The organism is Novosphingobium sp. BL-A-41-Hi4A-0G (genome assembly GCF_055521735.1).
Map to the genome: position 1 here is coordinate 1,232,613 of NZ_CM145501.1, position 23,680 is coordinate 1,256,292.

34 protein-coding genes are annotated in these 23,680 nt (G+C 62.6%); 32 read left to right on the top strand and 2 right to left on the bottom strand.

The window, feature by feature from the left end; genetic code table 11:
• Positions 1–37: 37 nt before the first annotated feature.
• The gene (locus tag ACZ1JX_RS06015; RefSeq protein WP_465125848.1) at positions 38–556 is read right to left on the bottom strand and encodes a hypothetical protein; all 519 of its coding nucleotides are present in this window, start codon (positions 554–556) and stop codon (positions 38–40) included.
• Between the two features lie 139 nt (positions 557–695).
• Complete coding sequence (locus ACZ1JX_RS06020) at positions 696–1,040, bottom strand: YdaS family helix-turn-helix protein (RefSeq protein WP_465125849.1); 345 nt, start codon at positions 1,038–1,040, stop codon at positions 696–698.
• An 85-nt stretch (positions 1,041–1,125) separates the two neighbouring features.
• On the opposite strand from ACZ1JX_RS06020, the gene ACZ1JX_RS06025 reads away from it, so the two are divergent.
• From ACZ1JX_RS06025 to ACZ1JX_RS06180, 32 genes are all read left to right on the top strand, one after another.
• The gene (locus ACZ1JX_RS06025) at positions 1,126–1,533 is read left to right on the top strand and encodes a helix-turn-helix domain-containing protein (RefSeq protein ID WP_465125850.1); all 408 of its coding nucleotides are present in this window, start codon (positions 1,126–1,128) and stop codon (positions 1,531–1,533) included.
• Positions 1,534–1,726: 193 nt separating this feature from the next.
• On the top strand, positions 1,727–2,653 hold the full coding sequence (locus tag ACZ1JX_RS06030) for an exonuclease domain-containing protein (RefSeq protein ID WP_465125851.1): 927 nt from the start codon (positions 1,727–1,729) through the stop codon (positions 2,651–2,653).
• Positions 2,650–3,060, top strand: coding sequence for a hypothetical protein (locus tag ACZ1JX_RS06035; RefSeq protein ID WP_465125852.1), 411 nt, complete (start codon positions 2,650–2,652; stop codon positions 3,058–3,060). Before ACZ1JX_RS06030 ends, ACZ1JX_RS06035 begins: the two co-directional genes overlap by 4 nt.
• On the top strand, positions 3,057–3,911 hold the full coding sequence (locus ACZ1JX_RS06040) for a hypothetical protein (protein WP_465125853.1): 855 nt from the start codon (positions 3,057–3,059) through the stop codon (positions 3,909–3,911). Before ACZ1JX_RS06035 ends, ACZ1JX_RS06040 begins: the two co-directional genes overlap by 4 nt.
• Positions 3,908–4,600 carry a hypothetical protein gene (locus tag ACZ1JX_RS06045; protein WP_465125854.1) on the top strand — a complete coding sequence of 231 codons (693 nt, stop codon included), beginning with the start codon at positions 3,908–3,910 and terminating at the stop codon, positions 4,598–4,600. The genes ACZ1JX_RS06040 and ACZ1JX_RS06045 overlap by 4 nt, the downstream gene beginning before the upstream one ends.
• 450 nt (positions 4,601–5,050) lie before the next feature.
• A complete protein-coding gene (locus ACZ1JX_RS06050; RefSeq protein WP_465125855.1) occupies positions 5,051–5,713 on the top strand; it encodes a hypothetical protein in 663 nt (220 codons plus the stop codon).
• Positions 5,714–5,989: 276 nt separating this feature from the next.
• Positions 5,990–6,169 carry a hypothetical protein gene (locus ACZ1JX_RS06055; protein ID WP_465125856.1) on the top strand — a complete coding sequence of 60 codons (180 nt, stop codon included), beginning with the start codon at positions 5,990–5,992 and terminating at the stop codon, positions 6,167–6,169.
• Position 6,170: 1 nt separating this feature from the next.
• Positions 6,171–6,368, top strand: a complete 198-nt coding sequence (locus ACZ1JX_RS06060; RefSeq protein ID WP_465125857.1) for a hypothetical protein — start codon at positions 6,171–6,173, stop codon at positions 6,366–6,368.
• A 38-nt stretch (positions 6,369–6,406) separates the two neighbouring features.
• Entirely contained in the window at positions 6,407–6,682 is a 276-nt protein-coding gene (locus tag ACZ1JX_RS06065) for a hypothetical protein (RefSeq protein ID WP_465125858.1), read from the top strand.
• Positions 6,679–7,146, top strand: coding sequence for a DUF1190 domain-containing protein (locus tag ACZ1JX_RS06070; RefSeq protein WP_465125859.1), 468 nt, complete (start codon positions 6,679–6,681; stop codon positions 7,144–7,146). Before ACZ1JX_RS06065 ends, ACZ1JX_RS06070 begins: the two co-directional genes overlap by 4 nt.
• 2 nt (positions 7,147–7,148) lie before the next feature.
• Entirely contained in the window at positions 7,149–7,481 is a 333-nt protein-coding gene (locus ACZ1JX_RS06075; RefSeq protein WP_465125860.1) for an HNH endonuclease, read from the top strand.
• Between the two features lie 229 nt (positions 7,482–7,710).
• The gene (locus ACZ1JX_RS06080; protein WP_465125861.1) at positions 7,711–8,088 is read left to right on the top strand and encodes a P27 family phage terminase small subunit; all 378 of its coding nucleotides are present in this window, start codon (positions 7,711–7,713) and stop codon (positions 8,086–8,088) included.
• Between the two features lie 10 nt (positions 8,089–8,098).
• A complete protein-coding gene (locus tag ACZ1JX_RS06085; protein WP_465125862.1) occupies positions 8,099–8,293 on the top strand; it encodes an Acb2/Tad1 domain-containing protein in 195 nt (64 codons plus the stop codon).
• A gap of 1 nt (position 8,294) precedes the next feature.
• Complete coding sequence (locus ACZ1JX_RS06090; RefSeq protein WP_465125863.1) at positions 8,295–10,082, top strand: terminase large subunit; 1,788 nt, start codon at positions 8,295–8,297, stop codon at positions 10,080–10,082.
• The gene (locus tag ACZ1JX_RS06095; protein ID WP_465125864.1) at positions 10,082–11,392 is read left to right on the top strand and encodes a phage portal protein; all 1,311 of its coding nucleotides are present in this window, start codon (positions 10,082–10,084) and stop codon (positions 11,390–11,392) included. Before ACZ1JX_RS06090 ends, ACZ1JX_RS06095 begins: the two co-directional genes overlap by 1 nt.
• Positions 11,367–11,987, top strand: a complete 621-nt coding sequence (locus ACZ1JX_RS06100; RefSeq protein ID WP_465125865.1) for an HK97 family phage prohead protease — start codon at positions 11,367–11,369, stop codon at positions 11,985–11,987. The genes ACZ1JX_RS06095 and ACZ1JX_RS06100 overlap by 26 nt, the downstream gene beginning before the upstream one ends.
• A gap of 90 nt (positions 11,988–12,077) precedes the next feature.
• Positions 12,078–13,367, top strand: a complete 1,290-nt coding sequence (locus ACZ1JX_RS06105) for a phage major capsid protein (protein ID WP_465125866.1) — start codon at positions 12,078–12,080, stop codon at positions 13,365–13,367.
• 125 nt (positions 13,368–13,492) lie between these two features.
• The gene (locus ACZ1JX_RS06110) at positions 13,493–13,885 is read left to right on the top strand and encodes a hypothetical protein (RefSeq protein ID WP_465125867.1); all 393 of its coding nucleotides are present in this window, start codon (positions 13,493–13,495) and stop codon (positions 13,883–13,885) included.
• A gap of 3 nt (positions 13,886–13,888) precedes the next feature.
• Positions 13,889–14,434: a head-tail connector protein gene (locus tag ACZ1JX_RS06115; protein WP_465125868.1), complete on the top strand. Its 546-nt coding sequence runs from the start codon at positions 13,889–13,891 to the stop codon at positions 14,432–14,434.
• Positions 14,434–14,805, top strand: coding sequence for a head-tail adaptor protein (locus ACZ1JX_RS06120; protein WP_465125869.1), 372 nt, complete (start codon positions 14,434–14,436; stop codon positions 14,803–14,805). Before ACZ1JX_RS06115 ends, ACZ1JX_RS06120 begins: the two co-directional genes overlap by 1 nt.
• The gene (locus tag ACZ1JX_RS06125; RefSeq protein WP_465125870.1) at positions 14,805–15,344 is read left to right on the top strand and encodes a hypothetical protein; all 540 of its coding nucleotides are present in this window, start codon (positions 14,805–14,807) and stop codon (positions 15,342–15,344) included. The genes ACZ1JX_RS06120 and ACZ1JX_RS06125 overlap by 1 nt, the downstream gene beginning before the upstream one ends.
• The gene (gene gp17 / locus ACZ1JX_RS06130) at positions 15,337–15,723 is read left to right on the top strand and encodes a tail completion protein gp17 (RefSeq protein ID WP_465125871.1); all 387 of its coding nucleotides are present in this window, start codon (positions 15,337–15,339) and stop codon (positions 15,721–15,723) included. Before ACZ1JX_RS06125 ends, gp17 begins: the two co-directional genes overlap by 8 nt.
• Before the next feature lie 12 nt (positions 15,724–15,735).
• Positions 15,736–16,170 (top strand): hypothetical protein, encoded by a 435-nt coding sequence (locus ACZ1JX_RS06135; RefSeq protein WP_465125872.1) that lies wholly within the window; start codon positions 15,736–15,738, stop codon positions 16,168–16,170.
• 1 nt (position 16,171) lies between these two features.
• A complete protein-coding gene (locus ACZ1JX_RS06140) occupies positions 16,172–16,471 on the top strand; it encodes a hypothetical protein (protein ID WP_465125873.1) in 300 nt (99 codons plus the stop codon).
• Entirely contained in the window at positions 16,471–16,917 is a 447-nt protein-coding gene (locus ACZ1JX_RS06145) for a GTA-gp10 family protein (protein WP_465125874.1), read from the top strand. The genes ACZ1JX_RS06140 and ACZ1JX_RS06145 overlap by 1 nt, the downstream gene beginning before the upstream one ends.
• A complete protein-coding gene (locus ACZ1JX_RS06150; RefSeq protein WP_465126368.1) occupies positions 16,914–17,036 on the top strand; it encodes a phage tail assembly chaperone in 123 nt (40 codons plus the stop codon). The genes ACZ1JX_RS06145 and ACZ1JX_RS06150 overlap by 4 nt, the downstream gene beginning before the upstream one ends.
• 21 nt (positions 17,037–17,057) lie before the next feature.
• Positions 17,058–19,751, top strand: a complete 2,694-nt coding sequence (locus tag ACZ1JX_RS06155) for a phage tail length tape measure family protein (protein ID WP_465125875.1) — start codon at positions 17,058–17,060, stop codon at positions 19,749–19,751.
• On the top strand, positions 19,748–20,338 hold the full coding sequence (locus tag ACZ1JX_RS06160) for a hypothetical protein (protein ID WP_465125876.1): 591 nt from the start codon (positions 19,748–19,750) through the stop codon (positions 20,336–20,338). The genes ACZ1JX_RS06155 and ACZ1JX_RS06160 overlap by 4 nt, the downstream gene beginning before the upstream one ends.
• Positions 20,335–20,925 (top strand): hypothetical protein, encoded by a 591-nt coding sequence (locus tag ACZ1JX_RS06165; RefSeq protein ID WP_465125877.1) that lies wholly within the window; start codon positions 20,335–20,337, stop codon positions 20,923–20,925. Before ACZ1JX_RS06160 ends, ACZ1JX_RS06165 begins: the two co-directional genes overlap by 4 nt.
• Positions 20,922–21,356, top strand: a complete 435-nt coding sequence (locus ACZ1JX_RS06170) for a DUF6950 family protein (protein WP_465125878.1) — start codon at positions 20,922–20,924, stop codon at positions 21,354–21,356. Before ACZ1JX_RS06165 ends, ACZ1JX_RS06170 begins: the two co-directional genes overlap by 4 nt.
• Position 21,357: 1 nt before the next feature.
• Positions 21,358–23,253 carry a hypothetical protein gene (locus tag ACZ1JX_RS06175; protein WP_465125879.1) on the top strand — a complete coding sequence of 632 codons (1,896 nt, stop codon included), beginning with the start codon at positions 21,358–21,360 and terminating at the stop codon, positions 23,251–23,253.
• 14 nt (positions 23,254–23,267) lie between these two features.
• Positions 23,268–23,678: a hypothetical protein gene (locus tag ACZ1JX_RS06180; RefSeq protein WP_465125880.1), complete on the top strand. Its 411-nt coding sequence runs from the start codon at positions 23,268–23,270 to the stop codon at positions 23,676–23,678.
• The last annotated feature ends 2 nt before the right edge of the window (positions 23,679–23,680 follow it).

Below are 23,680 nucleotides of genomic sequence, written 5' to 3' on the forward strand. Positions count from 1 at the left end.
GGCTGGCGGGGACCGTTTACCGGCCGCTCCCACATGATCACTTGGGGGAGGGCGGTGGCGGCGCGGTGGAGCGGTGTCCCGCTTCACCCTGATCGGGGAAGGGGGCGGGCTGGCCGAGCATCATGCGGGCGCGGGTGAGCACGCCAATGGCCTGTTCAACCTCGCGCAATGTCTCCAGCCGCTGTTTCGGACCGGAGCCGGGTTGCGATGACAGGACGATGGCCGAACCGGCCTCGCCGCATTCGCGGATGATCTCTGCAGCCAGACGACCGAGCGCGACCTCGTCGGCAAACCAAGCGCCGCCCTCGATCTGCAGCTGGTGCGCGTAGCATTCGAAGATTGGGGCGCCATCGCCGCCAGCGGCGCGATAGGCGAGATCGAGCTTGATTGCGTCGTCGATCGGGATCTTCTCGCGTCGATCGGGATCGCCCCAGGCGCGGACGTAGCCGGGATGACGATCAAGGGTTTTGCCCATTGTGTTCCAGCCGTCCTCAAGCTGACCGGCAATGCGGGCGAGGGCGGCATCGATGGAAAGAGGGGGGCGGCGCTTGGTCAATTGCCACCCCCCAAGTTGCCAGCATCGCCCCGGGTAGAATTGGGGTGTTGGTCGCTGGCGGAATGACATGCTGGAAAACGGCCAGGCGTTTCACGCATCCCGCTGGAATTGCAGCCATTATGGAGGAAACCCATGATCCTCATGCGGCTCCTCCTGCATTCGAAGGCGTGCCAAGAAGGTGCCCGGCGCGCGCCGTGGTGGAATGCGGCGCCGGGCCGGCGTGTGCGTCACCTTGCGGTGCCGATGCCGTATCGTGTTCGATTGGGTAGATGTCGGGGCGGAGATCGTGGCGGGAGACTTCCGTCGCCTTTTCAACGTCGAGGACGGCCTCCGGCCATAGCAGAAGGCCCTTCGAAAGACGCTTTGACACGGCTCCCTGCGTGCGGCCGGCGAGCTTGGCAAAGGCGATCTGACCACCCGCACGCGAAACCGCGAGGCGGAAGGCCTCAAGCGGTGAATCGGTGCGAGTCGAAGTGCAGGTCATGAGTGCTTGGTATTCCCAATCTCATATTCCGTCAATCCCACTCTCCATTCCGATAGGAATACGGAGTGCGCTACAACACCAGTCCATGAGCACGGTGGCGCAACGGGTCGCGCAGGCGATGGATTGGCGGGACATGGATCAGTCCGCGCTGGCCGATGCCATTGGTGTGACGCAGGGCGCGATCAGCAAGATTATCGTCGGGAAAACGGCCAATTCCCGGCTTCTGCCAAAGATCGCAGTTGCTCTTCGTGTTCCGTTGCCTTGGCTGCTTTGCAAGACGGACGATCCCTCTTTGAGCGCCGCCGAACTGGCGATCACGGAAGAGGATCGCGAGTGGCTTGATTTACTGCATTCGATGACCGCGCTTAACAGATCGGCAGTGCTGCAACTCGCCCGGACGCTTGCCGGCGGATCGAGTCGCGTTCCCGTTCCCGAAGATCCCGGTGACAACGTCACGGTGCATTCGCGCCGGGCTGAATATCGCGTCGGGTAGGATTATCGGAATATGTGATCCAGCGCACCGACTACGTAGTCTCCCCGGCGAATGACGAGTTTTCAAGCAGTTGGCGGGGGCAAGCATGAGTTTCTGGAAGGGTCTTGTCGCAGGGCTCATCGGTAAGCCTGCAGACCCTGCGGCATCGCCATGGCCAGCCCGGACAGAAAGCGACCGCCCGGTTGACACAAGGGTGCCGCCCGCACCGAAACCGGCACGAGTTGAACCCACACCTATTACGCTTGGGCCGCAAAGTGATCAGCTGACAGCCAAAATCATTGTGCCAGCGCGCCCGCGCCAGGTGATCGAGCGCTTCGTCGCGATCGATGTCGAAACTGCCAACCGGGAGCGCCACAGCATCTGCCAGATCGGCGTGGTGTTGTTCGAGAAGGGCAAGGAGATCTCGGCCGAGAAGGTTCTGGTCGATCCGAGGCATGATTTCGGCGAGTTGCAGATGCGGATCCACGGCATCAGACCGCAACACGTGGCCGGGCAGCCTTGCTTTGCAGACCATCATCCCTGGCTATCACGATGGATCGAGGGGCAGCACGTCGTCAGCCACACGGACTTCGACCAGCATGCGGTTCTGAACGCGTGCGAATTCCATGGGGTGAAGTCGATCGACGCGCGCTGGCACGATAGCTGCCACGAGGCGCGTCGGGCTTGGCCAGAGCTTCCCAATCACAAGTTGGGCACTTTGGCCGAAGCCTGCGGTATCATCTACGATGCGCACGATGCGCTGGCCGATGCGCGGGTTGCGGGCCAGCTGTTCTATCACGCAAAGATCGGAAGCTCGATCGACGTCGTACGCCACCTGCTGGCTACACCGATAGCGACCGTGCCTGGCGACGGCATTCTTTCCGGTCAGTGCGTGACGTTCACCAACGAGTTCGACATGCCAGAGGCGCATCTGAAGCGCATGGCAGTGGCGGCCGGTGCGACGCTCTGGGAGCGGATGAGCAAGAAGAACACGACGATACTCGTGGTTGGTGCACATGGTCGAAAGGCGGATTGGACGCGAAAGAGCCGCGCACAGATCGACGCGGAACGATGGGTCGAGGAGGGCAAGCCCATCCGGATCATGACCGAGGCCGAATTTGTGGCGATTGCAAAGCCATGACCGAGGGCACCACCGGGATTGTCCTGATCGTTCTCTTCGTGGCGCTGCTACTGGCTGCCATCGGCCTGGGGCGCAGTACGGCACCACCGAGCGGTGGTGACGCGCCGCTGCACTCTGCCGGCGGCGTCTCCTTACCGGCGGATGAGGTGAGCAGCTCGCCTGCTTCAGCGGGCGAAGGCAGCGCCCTCATGCCGCTCGGTTGGATCCTGATCGTGATCGGCACGGTGGTGGCGCTGTGGGCGTGGTTCTTCATGGACATCACCCCGGCCGGCTACAGCGACACGGTGAACATCGATGCGGTGAGCCAACGAAGCATGCTGCATCTGACCGGCGCGGCCGTGGCGATCGTCGGCGCCGTGATGGCCTGCGCCGGGCATGTGGTGAATGAGGTGAGGCGAGGGCGATGACGACGGGAAAGACGCGCGCACAGGTCTCAAAGAGACTTGCGGCGAGCTTGATTGGTGGCGCTCTGGCTATGGTCATCACCGGCGCGGCCGATGCGGCGCCAGCCAAGCGGCGACCACGGGCAAAAGCAACTGCGCCGGCCAAGCCGAAGATGTCGGACTCAGAATTCCTGGCGGCAGTGCTGTCATTGAACACCTATTCGATGTCTGCGCTGGAGACGTGCGGCCCGCGCAAATTCAAGGATCTGGCGATCGCGCTCAACGCGAACAGGGATTGGCTGGATGTTCCGCAGGGCGAGTTCGAGACATCTGAAGCGTTTGCCCAGCGTGAGAAGCAGCTATCCGATTCCCTGGGCGCGGACAGCATTCTGATCTGCGAAGACCTGAGTGACAACGTGGACGCCCCGTTCAAGTACGATGCGGACAAGCAGCGGTTCGAAGGCAGCTTTTCGGCGACCCACAATGTCTGGCGCGACATCAAGCAGCTTGGCAGTTATCGAGCGAAGACGCGCATGGGCATACCAATGACCGTCAAGGCGTCGGCCGAGTTCGAATACGATGTCACGCTGGAGTTTCGCAAGAATCCGAACGGCTGCATCAGCGGGACCTATTACAACACCTATTTCGTTCCGGTCTCGCTGGCGGATGCGCCTTTTACGAAGGCCGTCGGCAAGATCGCTTATGTTGCGCGCCTGACGGCCCCTTACGTCTCGTACAAGGAAACGCCGGGCCAAGCGAGCCTGGACGACCCTTACGAGATCCACACGTTCACGATCACGGCAACGGCGAAGCTTGAAAAGGTGCTCATCGTCGGCAGCGGCGGGCAGGTTATCTGGCAGTGCGCGGTGGAATGATGAGCGCATTGCCCGATATGCCTAACTGGGTGGACGTCGCCGATCTCGCTGTTCAACGTGAACTGGCCGGGATCGCCGAATGGATGCTGTGGCTGACGGCGGGGCAACTCGTGCTGGGCGTGCTCGGGACTATTGCACTGATCACCAACCTTAGAGAGGCGCGCAAAGCCACAGCGGCTGCAATGAGAGGACTGCACGTCCAGCAATCGGCAGAGCGGGCAATCTTGACAGCCTCAAGCTGTAATGCCGGTGTGTCACTTCCCGATCCGCCAAAGGCGGGTTCGGTTGTCTTGGGAATCAACACGAGATCAGATCCGTGCGGCTTCGCGTCGGTAAAGGTCATGAACCAGGGGAAAAGCATCGCTCTCATCCGCCGATACGGTATTGCTATCGTCTTCGACGAGGCTCCTGCGAAGCCAACTTATCCAATGAATGCGACCGTAGAGGCCCACAGACCATTGGAGGTTGGCGATGATTTCACGATTTTAGCGCCAGAATACATTCTGACTGATGAAAAGGCGGCATTTTACAAACTTAATGGGTTGAAGATGTGGATCTTTGGATACGTCGAATACAACGACGTGTTCGGCGATCCGCACACCCTTCGCTTTGCTTATGAACTCGAGCGTTCGAAGGGTAGGGGTTACCCAACGCAATTCGGTGGCGACGAATTCTGGGCGGCTGATTGATAACGCTCACGGCACTAGCGGCTTTGACCCGCTGATTTCCTTGGATTTCCGCACATTCCTGCTATGTTCTGTTCATGCAGGGGCGGGATAAGCTGAACGGAAGTGCGCTTCGGCTGACGCCGCAGATGGCTAGCCTTCGCCTGCTCGTGCTCCGCTTTGTGCGGGATTACCTGTCCGATTGGGGGGCTTCTCCGAGCTACGGCGAAATCGCGGCCGGGCTGGACACCAATCGAACCCGGGTGCGCAAGGCGGTGCGCAGCCTTGCCCAGGACGGGCTGTTGGCGCGATCTCCGGGGCCGCGCGGCCTTGCGCTCCCGGACGATCTGAGCGGGGCGATGCGGTTGCTGGCAGCGCATGGGTACCGTGTCTTGCCGGAAGCCGTCACAAATCCGGCCCTGCAGATCGATGGCGTGCTCGACTATGCTCCTGATGGACAGGAGATTTCGGGGCATGGTGAAGAAGAAGGCGCTGAGCGCGGTCGAAGCGAAGGAAGCCGACGACCGGAACCTGCAGCGCAGCAGCTGGGCGCGGCGTCACCCGAAGCGGGCGGCGGAGGAACGTCGGCTGCGGCTTGAGCGGCGCGATCTGCTCGATCGATGCCCCGCCACCAGCGCGGCAACACCCGAGACCAGGCACCAAGCCAGCCGCAAGCGCCAAGGGGCGCTGGCACGCCTACACGCCTCCGGCGCGATCAGCATCGAGCAGCTGGGCGCGGCTCTGGAGATTGCATCGGTTGCGGAACGCATCGGCAGCGAAGTGACGGTGCGGACGGTCAGCCTCGAGACGCGGGTGGATCAATCCATGCGTGGCGATGGCGGTTTCTTCGAGGCGCTGGGGCAGGTGCGGCGGGAAGTGGCCTATGGCAACTGGCGGCGGGCGTTGCCCGGGTTGCTCGCCAATACACCGGGAAATGGCATACCGATCGCGGCCGTGCTCGAGATGATTGTCGAGGACGTGGGCGTGACCATCGTGGCGCGGCGGTACCGCATGCACGTGCGGCGCGCGCGCAAGCTGCTGAGCGATGCGCTGGACGCATGGCAGGGACACTTGTGGGCGGCGGTGCGCGAGGTGGACGAGGCGACGTTGCTGGCGGCGCAGGCGGGGTTGGTTTGACTACGCTGGTGTGTGCTATGTCTCGAGAGCCCCCAGCTTTGCGGTCTAGGGTTCCCGCCGAATAATCGCGCCAGAGGATTCCCACTCGTACAAATGGGAGGCTGGGGGAACAGGGCCAAAGATCGCCGGTTTTCTGCCCGTCACAAAAAGGACCCTGCCGAGGTGGCCACGTTTCGGCCAAAAGTGACCCCGCGATAGCTGTATCGACAGCAGACCTGACCCCGCCCGCAGCCCCTGAGGCTCGCGGGCTTTCTTGTGTTCGGAGGTGGCATGCGGGTGACATTCCACCTTCGGCCGACGAGCGACATCGAGGCCGCGTTGCGCGACGCTTCGGCCGAGATCGACGAGATGCTCGCCGCTATCAGCTTGGGCCTGCGCGACCAGGCGCAGTTCGATGCACTTGAGCAGCGGGCCCAGCGGGTGCGGGCTCGCCTGCAGAAGGCGTTCCGGGGCTGACATGCAGACCGGCATCGATCTCGTCGCGGCCCGTGCTTTGGCCGACCGCGGCGATGCCCTGGACGAAGTGCGCGTGACACGGCGCTGGCTTGCGCAGGCCGTGAGCGAGATCGAGCGTGGCCGCTGGGCCATGGCGCAGGCGCGGCAGATCGGGCGGACCGATGGGGAATTACTCGACCTATCGGGAACGGTTGGTTGACGCGCGCTGGCAGGATCATGCCTTGCCGGGTGCGGAGAGTGGTGCTGCAACTGGCCGGGCAGGATGCTGTCCTGTGGCTCCAGCGCACCGAGAACTGGCAGTCGGTCACCTTCAGCGGCGAGCGGCATACGTTCTGCCTGAAGGTTCCGACCGGGTATCATGATCAGCGTCTGCAGGCAGCGCTGCAGGATGATGCGCTGGCGTTGCCCGGGATGATCGTAGCGGATGCCGGCATCGTCCGGCTTGACCACTCGGAGGGCCATTGCTGGCTTTCGATCGAGATCCTCACTCTTCATGTGGAAGGCGGACAATGATCCGATACCTGAAGTTCATGTGCATCGCCGCGTTGGCGTTGGTTGCAACAGCCTGCAGCGCGGCGCCGGTCGATCGATGTCTCGAGGCCAAGAACGTGCTGGAATGCCAGCAGGTGGTGAAGGCGGGCGGCAACGCCGACGACTACCTGCTCTACGGCATGGCGGGCTACATGCTCGGCACCGTGATGAATGGTGGGCAGCGGCAGACCGTGATCATGGCTGATCCCCACTATCGCGGGTATCGACCGGCGATTGCCAGCTATCAGCATGCTCCGACGTTCGTTGGCGCGCGCAAGCAGACGGTGACCACCACGACCACGGCCATGACAACTGGACGCAATGGCAGCGCGGTGACCAGCACGGTGAAGACCAGGACGTGGACGACTGGGTCGTCGGGCTATCGATCGACGTACAGCTATCGCCCATCGTTCATTTCGCGGCCCTCGTTTCGTTCGGGCAAGTAGCGTTGCCGACGCATGCGCCGGTGTTCGGCAAGGCATCGGCAGCACCGCGTAAAGCGTGGGCGCGTGATCCTGCCTACAAGGATCCTCGCAAGCGCGGCCGTGCTGGGCAGCGCGATCGTGCAGCGGTGCTCGATGAAGAGCCGTTCTGCCGGCAGTGCCTGAAGGCCGGGCGTGAGGTGGCTAGCGACGTGGTCGACCACGTCCAGCCGCTCGCCTGGGGTGGCACGGACGCGAGGTCGAACAAGCAGGCTCTCTGCCACCCGTGCCATGACGCGAAGTCGAAGGCGGAGCGGGCGGAGGCAGCGAAGCGTTCAGCTTTGGCGGGTCGAACCTGAACGGGAGGGGGAGGGGTAAAAACTGCCCGCCGGCCCCCTCGGACACCGACGGCTCCCTCGATTTTTACCGGGGCGAATTCAAAGGGTATTTTTTCGCGGGGTTTGCATGGCGAAGGGCGGGCCTCGGCCGGGGGCCGGGCGACGGCCGAAGTCTCCGGAGCTGAAGAAACTGGCGGGGACCGATCGCAAGGATCGCGAGAGGTCGCTGTCGGCGCAAGCTGGCGGCCCGATGATCGCGCCGCTGCATCTGTCGGATCTGGCGCAGCTGCATTTCGCCTCGATCGCGGAGATGCTCGAGAAGGAAGGGCGGGCCAACCCGAACTTCGCCGAGCACATCGCGCTGCTCGCGCTACGGCTCGAGCAGATCCAGCGGTTCCAAGCCGTGCTTGAGACCGAGGGTGACACTTACAAGACGGAGTCGGCCAAGAAGGTCGGTGAGGAAACCGTGATCACCCGGCTGATCCGGGCCCGGCCGGAAGTTGCGATGCTGAGCGACGCCCTGCGCCAGGCGCAGTCGCTGCTCGGCGAACTGATGCTCAATCCAGCGGCGGCGCTTCGCATTGCGGCCGGTCACAAAGAGGAAGACGACGCTTTCGGCGCGTTCTGAGGAGCAAACGATGTCAGTCAAGCAGCCCAGCACAATCCCCGCGTTCAATCCGTCAGGGTCGGAAGTGGTCGCTGAGATCAAACAGCGGACCGAAGATCTGCTGGCGCACATCGCTGCAAACGTGCTCGCTAACCGTGAGCGCGCTATCGCTGTCACCAACTACGAGCAGGCAGCTATGTGGGCGGTGAAGGCGAATTTCACCTGATGTGTCGGACCGCGATTACGCTGCGATCGCGCGGCAGTATGCCAGCGACGTGGTGCGAGGGAAGATCCCGGCATGCAAGACGGTCCGGCTGCAGTGCCAGCGGTTCCTGGATGAGCTGAAGGTCCAGAAGAAGAAGGGGTTTCCCTTCCGCTTTGACGAGGAGAAGGCCGCACGAATCTGCAGGTTCGTGGAGCTCATGCCCCACACCAAGGGCAAGTGGGCGCTGCAGCGCAAGAAGCTGATTCTCGAGGCTTGGCAGATCTTCATTCTTGCCTGCACCTTCGGGTGGCTTCGCAAGGTTGATGGGCTCCGCCGGTTCCGGGTCCTGTTTCCGGTGGTGCCGCGCAAGAACGGCAAGTCCGCTCTGGTCGCCCCAGTCGGCTTGTACATGCTATGCGCCGATGGTGAGTTCGGCGCCGAGGTTTACGCCGGCGCGGTAACCGAGAAGCAGGCGAAGGAAGTCTTCGTCCCGGCTCAGCAGATGGCCAAGCGCACGCCAGCGCTGGTCAAGAAGTTCGGAATCGGGATCAACAAGCATTCGTTGGTCCGGATCGCCGACGAATCCAAGTTCGAGACGATCATCGGGGATCCGGGTGACGGGCAGAGCCCGAGCTGCGCGATCCACGACGAATACCACGAGCACGTCGACGATCGGCAGATCGACACGATGGGCACCGGCATGGGCGCGCGTGAGCAGCCCCTGCAGATCATGATAACGACGGCCGGGTTCAATCTGGCCGGACCTTGCTACGCCCGCATCCAGGAGGAACGGCAGCGCCTGCAGGGGATCGGCGCATCGGAGGAGGTACAGGCTGAACGGGCGGCGCTGGGGCTGGGCCCGGGGCCATCGTTCGATGAGCGCACGTTCTTCATCGAGTACACGATCGACGAAGGGGACGACTGGCGATCCCCGCAAGTCCTGCGAAAGGCGAACCCGAACTATGGCGTTTCGGTCATGGAGGATTTCCTCCTTGGCGCGCAGCGCGAAGCGATCAACACCCCGCGCAAAGCGGGCAAGTTCAAGACCAAACATCTGAATATATGGGTTGCCGCCAAGGCAGCCTACTTCGACATCGAGAAGTGGCGAGCTTGCAGGGACCCGGATCTGCCGGCGAGGGCGCAGGACCTGCTCGCGCTGCCGCAGATGCTCGGCCGACGCTGCATTGCCAGCCTCGACCTGGCTTCGAAAACAGACATTGCCGCGTTGGAGCTGCTGTTCCTGCCGATCGGCGAGAGAGCAACGAAGGAAGATCCTTACATCCGGACAGGCTTCTACTTCCTGCCCGAAGACACGATCGCGGAGAACGAGACCTATCAGGGCTGGCATGCGCAGGGCCTTCTGACCAGCACCGACGGGAACATCATCGACTACGATGAAATCCTGACAGTGCTGGACGATGTGAAGACCCGATTCCAGCTCGAGCAGATCCCGTACGATCCGCACCAGGCAACCTATCTCGCCACGACGGCGATCAAGGCCGGCCTGCCGATGATCGAATATCGCCCGGTAGTGCTGAACTTCAGCGAGCCGATGAAGGAACTGGACGCCCTGACCAAGGCCGGAACGATCGCCCACGGCGGTTGCCCGGTCATGGAATGGCAGATGAGCAACGTCGTCGCGCAGGAAGACGCCAAGGACAACGTCTACCCGCGCAAGCCGCGGGCGGAAGCCAAGATCGACAACCCGGTCGCGCTGATTGCTGCGCTGGGGACTGCGATGGCGAAGGAGGAAGAACAAGTGCCGACTTCGCCGTGGGATGATCCCGAATTCAGTATGACGGACGCCTGATGTCGCCCGACGACTATCGCAATCGCGCCCTGGAAAAGCGGGCGGGCAATCCACTGGAGAACCCGCTCTACAGCTTGAGCTCGAACAGCGAAGAACTGCTGCGCCTGCTTGGAGTGATGGATAATCGCAGCCAGCTGCCGCCGGTTTCGATCGAGGCCGCGCTCGAGGTGCCTGCGGTGTTCTGCGCCGTGCACTTCCTGTCGCGTACGTTGGCAAGCCTGCCCCTTCATGGATACAGCTCGACCAAACGTGTCGACGGCGAGCTGGCCATGCTGCTGAACGAGGCGCCGAATTCGGAGTGGACCAGTTTCGGATGGCGGCAGTACTTCTGGCAACAGGTCTTTACCGGTGGCCGGGGTCTATCGTTCATCGAACGGGAAGGAACCAAGCCGGTAGCGATCTGGCCGATGGATCCGCACGAAACGACTGTGGGACGCAGGAGCGGGCGTCGATATTATCGCTTTGGCGGCCAGGAGTATGCAGCGGCCGATGTGATCGATCTCCCGTTCATGCTGCGCCCCAACCAGCTAGACGTCTACAGCCCGATCTACAAAGGCCGCAAAGCCATTGCGCTCGCGATCGCCATGAACGACTTCGCTGGCGGCTTCTTCGCAAGTGGTGGCACCCCGCCGCTGGCACTTGAGGGACCGCTGCCGCAGGGTGCCGAAGCATTCAAGCGGGCCCAGAAGGACATCCAGCGCGCAATCGAGATGGCGCTGAAGGCTGGTACGCCGTTCTTCGGCATGCCACCCGGCCATTCCCTGAAGCCGATCGGGATCGATCCTGCCAAGGGGCAGATGACCGAAGCCCGGTTGTTCCAGATTCAGGAAATCGGGCGAATTTACGGATTGCCCCCAGTGTTCCTTGGAGACCTGTCCAAAGGGACCTTTGCCAATACCGAGCAGCAGGACCTGCAGCTGGTAAAGCACCTGATCCTGCACTGGGCCAAGGCTCTGGAAGACGAGCTGAACCTGAAGCTGTTCGGCCAACGCCGCCGCGCGCGGCGAACCAAACATAATCTTGATGCAATCCAGCGCGCCGACTTCAAGACCCGTATCGAAGCAATGGCCCGTGCCATCCTTACCGGCCAGATGATGCCTGACGAAGCACGGGAACTGGAAGATAGGATGCCTTATGCCGGCGGCGTTGGGGCCAAGCCTTATGTCCAGCAAGCGACGGTCCCGCTGGGTAGTGTGCCCGACATGAAGGGGCACAACGACGGGCCACCGCTGAATGATAACGAGCCGGGCGCCGACGCGGCCGATACAACCAAGGATCCTGCCGATGACGGTGAAGATGCCGACGCCTGACGGTCGCGAAACACGCGCTCTTACCACGCCGCTCGAACTCCGTGCGGCCGGGGAGGGAGACAGCGGCAAGACTGCGACGGGCTACGCAGCGGTGTTTCGCACGAGAACAGACGTTTGCGGGATCTGGACGGAAGAGTTCCTGCCTGGCGCATTTACGCAATCGCTCCAGACCCGGGACGTGCTTGCAGTGCACAGCCACGACACAGGCCGTGTTGTCGGCCGGATGAAGGCGGGCACGTTGTCTCTTCGCGAGGACGACAAGGGCCTGTGGTTTGAAAACGCACTGCCTGACACCAGTGATGGCCGAGATCTCGGAGTGCAGATTGCCCGCGGCGACATCGCGGGCATGTCGTTTGCGTTCCGATCGCGCAAGGAAGAGTGGGACGAGACGGTCAGTCCGCCGCACCGAACCGTGATGGAGGCGGAGCTCTACGAGATCACATATACCGCGATGCCCCAGTACCAGGATACCGAAGTGGGGCTGCGCTCGCTTGAGCACGCTCGAAGCGAAAAGCGGCAGCACAATCGTGACGGTGCGATGACCCGTATTGCCGCACGTCGTGCAAAGCATGCGCAGCTCGAACGCGGAATTTGACCTTCACCCGGCGCTGATGCCGGAGGCGACGGGCTGTTCCCGTCCTCTCAGCCCGCTGCGAGCGGGCTTTTTCATGCCCAGGAGCAGAACATGGAAACTCTGACGAAGCTGCACGAAAAGCGCGGCGAGCTGGTTACGCAGGCCCGCGCGGCGCTGGACGAAATCACCAAGAACACGGACGAATCGCGTACCGCCGAGCTCGAGCAGCGCCATGACGCGATCATGGCTGAATTCGACAAACTCGAGGTCCAGATCAAGCGCGAAGAGCGCCAGGCCAACATCGAGAAGATCACCCAGGAGCATCGTGAGCAGCGCCGCCCGAACGGTTCCGATCTCGAGACGCGCGCCGCGGGCGACCACGACGGCAAGGATCGGCCTGCGGCCGAGAAGACGCAGGAAGAATACCGCGATGCTTTCATGGCATTCCTGCGCGCGGGCGCTGATGCGAGCGATCTGACGCCCGAACAGCGCAGCCTGCTTCGCCGCGGCTACGACAAGGAACTTCGCGTCCAGGTGGCGGGCACGGCAGCCTCGGGTGGCTATACCGTTCCGGTGCAGCTCGCGAACGAGATCGTGAAGTCCATGAAGGACTGGGGCCCGATGTACGACGAGAACATCATCCGCGAGATCGTGACCGGCTCGGGCAACGAATTCGACATCCCCACCAACGACGATACCGGCAACTCTGCTTCGGCGCTGGCGGAAGGCGCTGACCTTACCGACGACAACAGCGGCGACCTGACCTTCGGCCAGAAGCGCCTCGACGCCTACGTCGACGCCACGCCGTGGATCAAGCTCTCGTTCGAGCTGATGCAGGACTCGGCCTTCGATCTGACCAGCTTCCTGGCCGATGCCATCGGTGAGCGTCTTGGCCGCCGCGCAAACGCCCGCCTGACCACCGGTACCGGCACCAGTCAGCCCAACGGCATCGCGACCGCATCGACGCTTGGCGTTACCGCTGTAAGCGCCAGCGCCATCACCGCCGACGAAGTGATGGGGCTGCAGCACTCGGTCAATGCGGCCTATCGTCGCAGTCCGAAGTGCCGCTGGCAGTTCGCAGACACCACGCTGCTTGCCCTGCGCAAGCTGAAGGACGGCCAGGGCAACTTCCTGTGGCAGATGGGCGATGTCCGCATCGGCGCACCGTCGTTGCTGCTCGATCATCCGTACTCGATCAACGACGACATCGCTGCGATCGCCACCGGTGCGCGCGCGATCCTGTTCGGCGACCACAGCCGTTACTGGGTCCGCAAGGTTGGAGCGCCGCTCATCGGCACGGTGCGTGAGCGCTTCTGGCCGAAGATCGGCATGGCTGGCCTGATCCGCTTCGACGGCGAACTGGTCGATACCGCAGCGATCAAGCACCTCAAGCTGGCCTGATCGGCTTCCGCCTGAATTGCACAAGGATGCCGGGCGGGAGCGATCCTGCCCGGCCTTCTTCTGATCGCCGGGCTTCCGACGGTCTGGAGAGGGACGTCCCTCCTGATGCCAAGAAGGAATTCTCCATGCAGATGAAGATGAACGTGCCCCTTTCAGGACCGTCCGTAAGCGTTGCAGTCGGCGGCGTTCACGTATGCGATGCAGCCGAAGCCGTCCGTATCTTCCGCGCAGGCTATGGCGTGCCCACCGCTGACTCGAAGGACGAGTTCGCAGTGGCGCTTGCCGAGCAGGAGCAAGTGGAGCTGGCGGCAGCTGAAGCGGAGATCGCTGGGCTCGATGCAGGCGATGCAGGCGATGCAGGCGATGCAGGCGATGCAGGCGATGCAGGCGATGCAGGCGATGCAGGCGATGCAGGCGATGCAGGCGATGCAGGCGATGCAGGCGATGCAGGCGATGCTTCCATCCCGGCCACCGAGGTCAAGCCCGAAAAGCCCGCTCGCGGCAAGAAGGCGGCCTGATCCATGTGGCTGCCGCCGGTCACCACATCAGCGCCGGCAAGCGGTGCGGTTACGCTGGCGGCAGCCAAGGAATTCGTGCGCATTGCGCCTGACAACACGTCGTTCGATGTTGAACTGCAGGCCATCCTCGACGGCGTGATCGCCGAAGCGGAGCGGATCACGTCGACCAGACTGATTACTCAGTCGGTACTCGTTGCGTGTTCGGGGTTCGCGGACCTCGCTGCACTGCCCGTCGGGCCAGTGATCTCGGTGACGTCCCTGAAGTACCTCGACGAGGCTGGAGTCGAGCTGACGTTGGCTTCGGAGCAGTGGCGGCTTTCCGGCGGGATGCTGTCCTGGCAAATCGAACCGACGATCGGGACAGACTGGCCGACCTGTGCCGTGGCAGCGGACGCGGTCCGATTGACGCTGCAAGTGGGATATGGCGCGAGCAGCGCAAACGTCCCGCCGCATATCAGGACCGCAATCCTGCGCGCTACACGCGCCCAGTTTGACGACAAGCCGTTCGACATCGAGCAGCTGCTCGTCAACGACAGGATCTGGCTCTGATGGCGCCGGAACGCGCTTCGAATTCTCGCCCTGGGCGCGCTGCCAAGCGGCGTGAAATTATCACGATCCAGCAGAAGAACCTCGTCGACAATGGCCGGGGTGGGCGGGCGCGGCCTGCGGGGGGACCAGAGTGGATCGATTGGGCGAGCGGCATCTACGCGGAAGTGCTGCCGTTGCGCGGGGATGAGGCCCTGCAAAACGCTGTTCTGCGTTCGGTTCAGCTCTACCGCATTTCAATACCGGCGCGGGTGGGCGTCACTACGGCGATGCGCGTGCAGTGGGGCGATGTCACCATGAACATCAAGGCCGCGACGATGAGCACCGACCGGCGCGAGCTGGTGATCATGGCCGAGGCCGGAGTGCCGGCCTGATGGCGCGAGGTCGCGGGCTGCGGCGCTATCCGCAAGTCAGAAAGGTCCTTCAGGGTCTACCCAGGGCTGTTCAAGATCAGCTGCTTGCCGAGTTTGAGGTCATCGGCGGAAAGATAGCTGCCGAGCAGAAGAAGCGGGCGCCGAAGAAGACAAAAGCCCTGGAAATGGGGATCGACCACAAGGTGTTTCCCCAGACCTTGCGCGTGGAAATCGGCCTGCGAAAGCTGAAAGCGGGGCGTGCGGACCTGTTTTATGGCCGCATTCAGGATCTCGGCCGCCGTGCTCAAACCGTGATCGTTCGACGTCTGGTCAAAGGCGGACGGCAGGAATGGGTCGATCGAATTGCGAAAGGGCAAGCAAAGGCGCGGTCAAAGCCGCGGGACCTTGTGGCCAGCTATTCAATGCGAGTGCGAGCCATGGAGGGCAAGCACTTCGTAACTGGTACTTTTACGGAACTGCGCACCGAGGCCAGATCCAGCCTGCAAGGCATCTATGCCCGGGCAGTGGCAAGCGCAGGGGGTGGAGCTACAAATGGCTGACGCCAAAGACGCCACTGAGGCCGAAGCCTATGCCGCGCTGGCAGACGGCATTTCCGGGGCAACGGTGTTCCAGGACGTGCCGGCCAACTTCACCGGGCCGCTGGTGGTGATCGGCGAGACGAGCGCGAAGCCACTTGGCTGCAAGCAAGGCGGCGATGCCCGTGTGCAGCTGGAAATCGTGACGCTTGTCGATGCCGAAGAGCGCGCGCCGCTGCTCGATCTGCAGGGCCAGATCAAGACATTGCTCGATGACGCACGAATGAGCCCTGCCGGGTGGAACCTGTCTTTCCAATTCGAGGAAGACAGCGCCCGACTGCATGAGAACGGCGTGTCCTACGTCGGAAGTTCCCTCTTCAGCGTGTTCGCGCTGAAGGCCTGAAGGAGAAGATTGATGGCCAAGAAGCTGGGCAAGGATTATCGCCTGTGGATCGAGAGCTCGGTCGCCGGCACGTACAACGAGATCAAGGGCCAGGTCGGCCTGAAGGTCAGCCGGAAGGCGAGCGGCATCGACAGTTCGAGCAAGGACGATTTCCCCTATGGCACGGAGCTCAAGGGGCGTCAGAGCCTGACGATCGACTTCGACATCAAGCCGGATCTGCCCGATGCCAACGGCTACACCCGTTTCGAAACGCAGGCCAAGCTCTCGGCGCCGACGAACTTCCAGATCCGCAAGAACGGCTCGGCCGGCGCAGATCCGGGCGACGTGGTGTTCGCTGCGAGCATGAACATCATGACGAACGATCAGGACCTGCCTGACAACGACGTAGTGAAGGCGTCGGGCCAACTGACCCTTGCTGCGGCTCCCACCGTCGACGCGCTGTCGTAAGATGCAGGTCGCGATCGCCGGGCAGAAGCTGCCCACCGCCTTGCCCGATGATCTGGGACAGCAGGTCATCGCGGCGACTGGCTGCAGTGTTGCGGAACTGGCAGCTTCGCTCGACAGCGGCCCGACGCCGGCAGTGCTGGCCGAATTGCTACACCCGTGCATCACGGGCAGCGCAGTACCGTCGAAGCCGAAGCTTGCCGAAATGCTGGCCACGGCTTTGTCCGACGATCGCGCAGGCACAGTGGCGCAGGTGCGCAAGCTTCTGGCCGGAGTTGTGAAGCCAAAGAGGAGTGCCGCTTGATGGCGCGCAAGAAGTTGGATGCCGAAACTCCGCCGCGCCCCGCGAGTGTTGAGCGCGGCGAGATCACGTTGACACTCGAAGGAGAGAACTTCGTCCTTCGACCCAGCTTTGAAGCGATCGAGGCTTTCGAAACTGCGACGGGCAAGGGGCAACTGCAGTTGGCGCGTGAAGCTGTCAGCGGCACGCTTCGTTTGGGCGAGGTTGCGCAGATCGCCTGCGAATGTGTCCGGGCCTGGGGGCGTGCCACGCAACAGAAAAGCGCTGCTGGCGTCAACACCAAGCGCATAGCCGAGCTCATCCTGGAATCGGACGGTGGCTTGTCGTCCGCGATGCAGATCATCGGTGGAATGCTCGCAATGGCCTCTACCGGCGGGTACACCGCGTTGGGGGAAATGAAGGCGGGGACGACGACGAAGAGGACCAGCGGAGCCCCCGCCGAAAGCTGAGCAGCAGCGCGTACGCTGCGCTGGGATGGCGACCAGACGAATTCTGGTCGTCAACTCCACATGAATTTTGGACTGCCGTCGAAGGCTTCGAGCGCATGAATCGAAGCCCTGACGCGTGATTGCACGAGGATTGAAACGCAATGACCGATAGCCGGGAAGCGCTCATCCTCGAAATGCGGGCGCAGAATGAACTCTCCCCCGAAGTGACAAAGGCGATCCAGCAACTCGACCGGTTCGAAGTCTCGGCCGAGGAAACTGCGCAGATCTTCGACCGTGCTTTTGCAAAGACGCAGGCCCGGCTTGGTGCATTTGTCGACGCGACGGCAAACGCAGCGGCGGAGGTCGAAGGAAACTGGCGGCAGACCACCAAGTCCATCGACCAGTTGGCCGACCAGATCGCCAAGAGCGGCGGAAGTGCCGGCAACATCAATCTCGACACGGCGAAAGCCAATGCCCAGGTTCAAGCCGCACGCGACAAGCTGGCAGCCCTGAAACTGCTGGAAGCTGCGCAGATCAATGCTGCTGCAGGCGAAGGCAAGTTGACCGTGGCCACCGAGCAGTATGTCGCCGCAGTCCGTCAGGCAATTGCCGTCCAGGAGGCAGAAGTTCAGAGCCTAGGCGCGCAAGCGGGCGCGTTGGAGCGGCTCGAGACCGAACTGCGGCAGGTCAACCTTGCTTCCACGGGCTTTCACGAACAAAGTCGGCGAACGACCGAAGTCAGCGGGCAGACCCGCGCGGGCATGCAGCAGCTGTCCTTCCAATTGAACGACGTCGCTGTGCAGTTCGCGGCGGGCACTCCCCCCATGGTCATATTCGCCCAGCAGTCCGGCCAGGTGATCCAGGCGATCCAGATGATGAGTGGTGAGGCCAAGGGCTTCATCGGCTTCCTTGGCGGGCCGTGGGGTATCGCAATCACTTCGGCCTTGGTGTTCCTTACTCCGTTCGTGGCGAAGCTGTGGGAAGGCGACGAGGCTGCGAAGGCAGCCACCACGGGTGCGAATGCTCTTTCAAGTGCGCAGAGCGCGCTCGGTGGCATCTTCGACCTTACATCGGGCAAACTGCAAAAGCAGAACGAACTGCTGATTCTCAATGCCCGACTCACCGCGATGAACTTGCGGGCGGATGCGATTGCCAAGCGATCCTCGTCTACCGAAACCTTTTCCAATGCAGGAAGCAGAACAACTGGCGACTGGCTTACCGAAGCTTGGCGAAGCATCGATATTTCTGACGGCAGCACTCGGGGACAGACGAATGCCAAGGCAGTAGAAGGCCTGATCACAGGGCTTCAGTCCGGCCGGATTTCCAAAGAGAATGCTCTACGACGTACGGAGAAGCTTGATTTCGGTGGGCTTTCCACAAGCAAGCAGCAAGTCCAGCAAGCCATTATCGACGCTGCGACTGCCGATCTGAACGATCGCGCTGCAAAGCTGATCGATGAGTCGCTCGATACCGGCAAGCTGTCTGCTGATCTGGGTAAACCGTCAAAGGGCAAGAAAGGCCCTTCTGCGGAAACCTTAGCTAAGCGCGCTGAGGCGGCACGCCTGAAACTTCTCGACCAGGACACTGCCTATGCAGAGCAGGAGCGGCAAGCGCGCCACAAATTGCTCGATGCCACGCGCAAGACGGCCGAGAGCGAAAAGATGCGCGACGAGCTGCTGCGTGAGGACATCAACGCAGAAGCGGCCGCGCAGAAGGTCAAGATTCAGAACCAACTGTCGTCGAAGGACATCAGCGCGGAACAGGCCAAGCATCTGCTCGATCTGACTGAGCGCACCCGCCAACAGCGTTTGCAGAACCTCTACATCGAGCGCGCCAGCGCCACTATCCGCGAGCAAGCCGACATCCAGGCCGAGACCTTGGACGAGCAGATTGCGATGGCGCGCATTGAAGCGGACATGGCCAATACCGCGCGCGAAAGGCGGTCTGCCGAGGTGCGCATCCTTGAACTGCAGAAGCAGCGGGAAAAGGTGTTGCTCGAGGCGATCGTCGCCGATCAGCGTGCTACCGAAGCGCAAAAGGCTGCGGCGCAGCGTTCACTGGGTAACCTCGACAAGACCTACGATGCGCGAAAGGGCCAAGTGCTTGATCAGACTGCCGGCCCACTGGAGCAGTACAAGAAGCGGCTGAAGGATGCCGTCGGCAGCAACGACGCGCTGAAGGAATCGTTCGAGCGTGTGCAGGCCGACGGCATCCAGAACCTTGAAGACGGTCTGGTTGGCGTGATCAGCGGCACGCAGAGTGTTGGACAGGCCTTCAAACGGATGGCCGACCAGATCATTGCCGATCTGGTCCGGATTGCTGTGCGCAAGCTGATCGTGGACCAACTGTTCGGTTCGGCGATGAACTTCCTTGGCGGCGGCGGCGGGGGTGGGTTCGGCAGCGCCGCCAGCATCAACACCGATACGCTTTCCATCATCCGAGGCACCGATCTGAACCCGAATGTTCGGCAATTTGCTACCGGCGGTCGAATCTTCGGCCCGGGTACTGGGACGTCCGACAGCGTGCCGATCTGGGCCAGCCATGGCGAATTCATCGTTAATGCCCGATCTGCAGCACAATTCTTGCCGGCGCTGGAAGCCATCAATGCGGGCCGCGTGCCCAAGTTGGCCAAGGGCGGACTAGTAACCCCAAGCCTGCCCGCCAGCATGCGCAGAGGCGGAGCAGCGCGGGAGTTCGCAAGCGGGGGCGGCGACACCTACTATTTCCAAGGCAACATGATGACGCCGGAATTCTGGCAGCGCATCAGCATGCAGGATGCGCAGGCGGCAATGGCTGGCGGCGATCTGGGCTACCGAAAGGTCATTTCGAAGGGGCGAAGGAGTCTGGTGAAATGATCACGCTGCCAGACGAATTCGTCCCGCGAGAAGTGAAGCCTCAATTGATGGACTTTGGCATGTTGCTGCGCGGTGCATCAGGCGCACCTGCGTTGCGCGTGAACCGGGCGGGCAGCAGGTTTCAGGTGCAGATCTCCTTCCCGCCCATGGTTCCGGAAAAGGGCCGAAAGCTTGTGTCCCTGCTCGTTCAGGCAAAACGCGAAGGCCTGCGCATGCGCTGGCCGCTCAACGGCCTAGTCCAGGGGGGCGGCGCTGCGAAAGTGGATGGCAGCGGCGCTGCAGGTACGACCCTGCCGCTCAAGACCATGACGCCGGGCTTCATTATCCGGCAGGGCGTGTGGCTGACTGTGGAAGCCGCCGACGGTTCGAGGTGCCTGCATTGCGTTTCCGAGCCGGCGCGCGTTGGCACGGATGGCAAGGTAACCCTGACGATCGAACCGCCGCTCAGGGTTGCCCTGGCAACCGATGACGACGTGCTGATGGCTGCGCCAACGATCGAGGGCTGGATCACGAGCGAGATCGACTGGCTTCTGCCGATCGAGGAAGTGACCGATGGCCTGGGCTTTACGCTGGAGGAAAGCGCGTGAACTCGGTTGCATTGGTCGGGCTGCTCAAAATCGAGTTGCCCGATGCGACCGTGCGCCTGTGCGATGGCGGTTTGATCAAGTGGGGATCGGAAACCTTCGTGGCCAAGGACGCGCTGTTCGGCACCTTTGCCGCGTTCAGCGAGGTGAGCGAGGGATCGAGCGAGGAAGTACCCGCGTTCGAGATCACCTTCAACCCGCCGGAAAGCGCGCTGGCCGATGATCTGGCATCGCCGGGGTATCAAACCTCGCGCGTGTCTGCGTGGATTGCCGATTACGATCAGGCGACCGGCTCTGTCGTGGGTACGCCGGACCTGGTCTTCCTTGGTCAGCTCGACCAGATCGAGCTCGGCATCGAGAAGGATTCGCGCGAGCTCGGCGTCACGGTGGTCTCGACAGCGGAACGCCTGTTCAACCGCAACGAGGGCAACACGCTTTCGGAAGCGTTCCACAAGTCTGTCTGGCCGGGGGAATCCGGCATGGATGCGGCCAACGGGCTGACGGTGACGGTATCGTGGGGGGCTGAAAGCGCAGGGCAGGGCTACATGAAGGCGACGGGCGTGTTCCGGCGTGAGTGGGTGCAGGAATGAGCGCGGTTCCTGATCTGATCCGCAGGCAGCAGGCCACGCAGGCGACGCTGGCTAAGTATCGCAACAAGCCGTTCGACTGGAAGAAGGCGGTGACCTGCGTGCACATGGCGCGGTTCCATTTGCGCAAGATGGGCCATGCCGTGCCCGAGTTACCGCGCATTCGCGGCCTGATCGGTGCGACCCGCGCGCTGAAGGAACGGGGCTGGGACAACGTGGCGCAGATGCTCGATGCGCAAGACTCGCTCGAACGCATCGCGCCTGCATTCATGCGCGTGGGCGATCTGGCGGTGCTGCCGGGCGACGAGGCTATGGACAGCATCGTGATCTGCGCCGGCATGCACAAGCTGCTGGGATGGCATCAGGACTGGGCCGGGGGCATGATCGAGATGGAAGCTACGCTCGACGTGCTGCTGGGGGCTTGGCGGGCGTAACATGGCGAAGGTTTTGCGCATCATCGCCAAGGTTGCTTCGGTGATTGCGGTGATTGCGACATTCACCGGCAACCCGCTGCTTGCGGCAATCGCAGCGGGCGTTGCGACCGTTGCGACGATCGGTGCACAGTTGCTGACCAAGCCACCGCCGGCGCGCGGATCGCCGACTGAGGTGGTGATCGATGTCGAGCCGCCGAGGCCCTATGTCATGGGCGAGGGGCTGGTCGGTGGCGTGCTGCGCTACGACCGCGCCTATGGCTATGAAGACGATGTGCCGAATCCGTTCCGGTGGATGGTGTTCGTCTATTCGGGCGTCACCGCCACGACGATCGCCACCTATACCGACTTCGAACCGGCTTCGTCATGGTATCTCGGGTACATGGGCACTGCCACGCAGTTGGGCGCTTGTCCGGAAGCTTCGGCGCTGATGCCGCCGAGCTGGCCGGGTGCGCCGAACTGGACATCGGCCAGCAAGCTTTCGGGCTGTGCAGCGATCGGGTGGAACCTCCACTTCGACAAGAAGGGCAAGCGCTTTGCCAGCGGGCTCCCGCAACTGCAGGCCTATGGAAAGTGGTCGAAGGCCTATGATCCACGGCTCGACAGTACGCGCCCGGGTGGTTCGGGCACGCATCGCCTGATCGACGAAACGACATGGGCGTGGACCGAAAACCCTGCGCTGCATGCGGGAACCTATGCCTATGGCCGCTATCAGAACGGCACCAAGGTCATGGGTATCGGCATGCCCGACGAGGGGATCGACTGGACCGCAGTTGCCGCATGGGCGAACGATTGCGATGCCAATGACTGGACCATCTTCGGGCGCGTGTTCGAGCCGGGTGACCGCTGGGCGAATCTCAAGGAAATCTGCACGGCGGGCGGGGGCAAGCCGGTGTTTTCGGGCGGAGCGATCAGTTTCGACTGGAACCGGCCACGCGTGGCCCTGGCGACGATCACCGAAGCCGACCTTGGTGAAGGGCGCTATTCGAAGATTGCCGGGCGCAGCTATAGCGAGCGGCTCAACGCGATCATTCCGAAGTTCACGGATCCTGCGAGCAACTGGCAACAGATGAGCGCGGGCGAAGTGGCGGTATCTTCCTACATCACGGCGGACGGCGAAAAGCGCCGGCAGGAATGGCCGTTTAATCAGGTTAAGGACGTTGACCAGGCGGCACAGCTGGCCCGCTATGTCATCGAGGACAGCCGCGAACAGCAGCCGATCAAACTACCGCTGCTGCCACAGTGGCGCCATGCACGTCCCGGCGAAGCCTATGAACTTAACATACCGAGCCTGGGCTTTACCGATCAGGTGGCAGTGGTGACCGACCGGCAGGTGAACCCGCAGACCTTCGAAGTTACGTTGACGCTGCGCACCGAAAACCATGCCAAGCACGCCGCGGCGCTGGCCACCACCGGGGTTGCCCCGGCCGCAGTCGGCACGGTGCAGACATCGCAGGAGCGGGATGAACTGGCGGCAAGCGTTGGCGTGGTTTCGGAACTGGTCACGCAGCTGATCAGCACCAGCTATGTCACCGACAGCGACCCGGCGGACGGGCTGCTGCAGGCGACGGGCACCGCTATCACGGTAGAGACGCACACGCGCACTTATACCGACCGCACGGTTTCGGTGGCCGGCACGACGCTGACCACCGAAGCCGACGGCAGCACGGCGCTGACCGCAACGACCCAGTACCATGTCTATTACGACGATGGCGGCCGGCTTGGCGGCGCGGTGAGCCTGAAGGCCACGAAGATTGCCGCGGATGCGGCGACCAGCGCCGATCATCCGGCGCGGCACTACGTGGGATCAATCACCACCGATGTTGCCAGCGGCGGCACCGGCACCAGCGCAGGTGGCGCAGGCCCGCCGAGCTGGAAGCTTGACGACTGGTACGTCTGACCTCGGAGACAGCGATGAAAACCAATTTCGACACCTGGCTGCAAGTGCTTGCAGCCGGGGGCAAGGGCGGTGCGAGCATCGCGCTGAAGCTCGCCACGCGCTCGCTCAAGTGGGATGACGAGATCGAGCTTTCAGGCAACTGGTCGGACGCCACGCTGGAAGGTTCGATCAGCGGCTCGCCCGATGCTGGCAGTACGCTGGCAACGGTGACGGTGGGCTCGCCCAGCTATGACGCCACTGACGATGTGACGACGTGGGCCGTCAGCCTTGCCGCCGGTACGGGAAGCGACACCACAGGCATCCTGCCCAGCGACACCGATGGCGATGGCGTGGAGTACCTGCCGATCGCCTTTTACCTGACGCTTTCGGGCGGCTCGAAAGAGCTGCTGTTCGGCGCGGCATTCCCTCTTACCGGAAAGGTCTGATC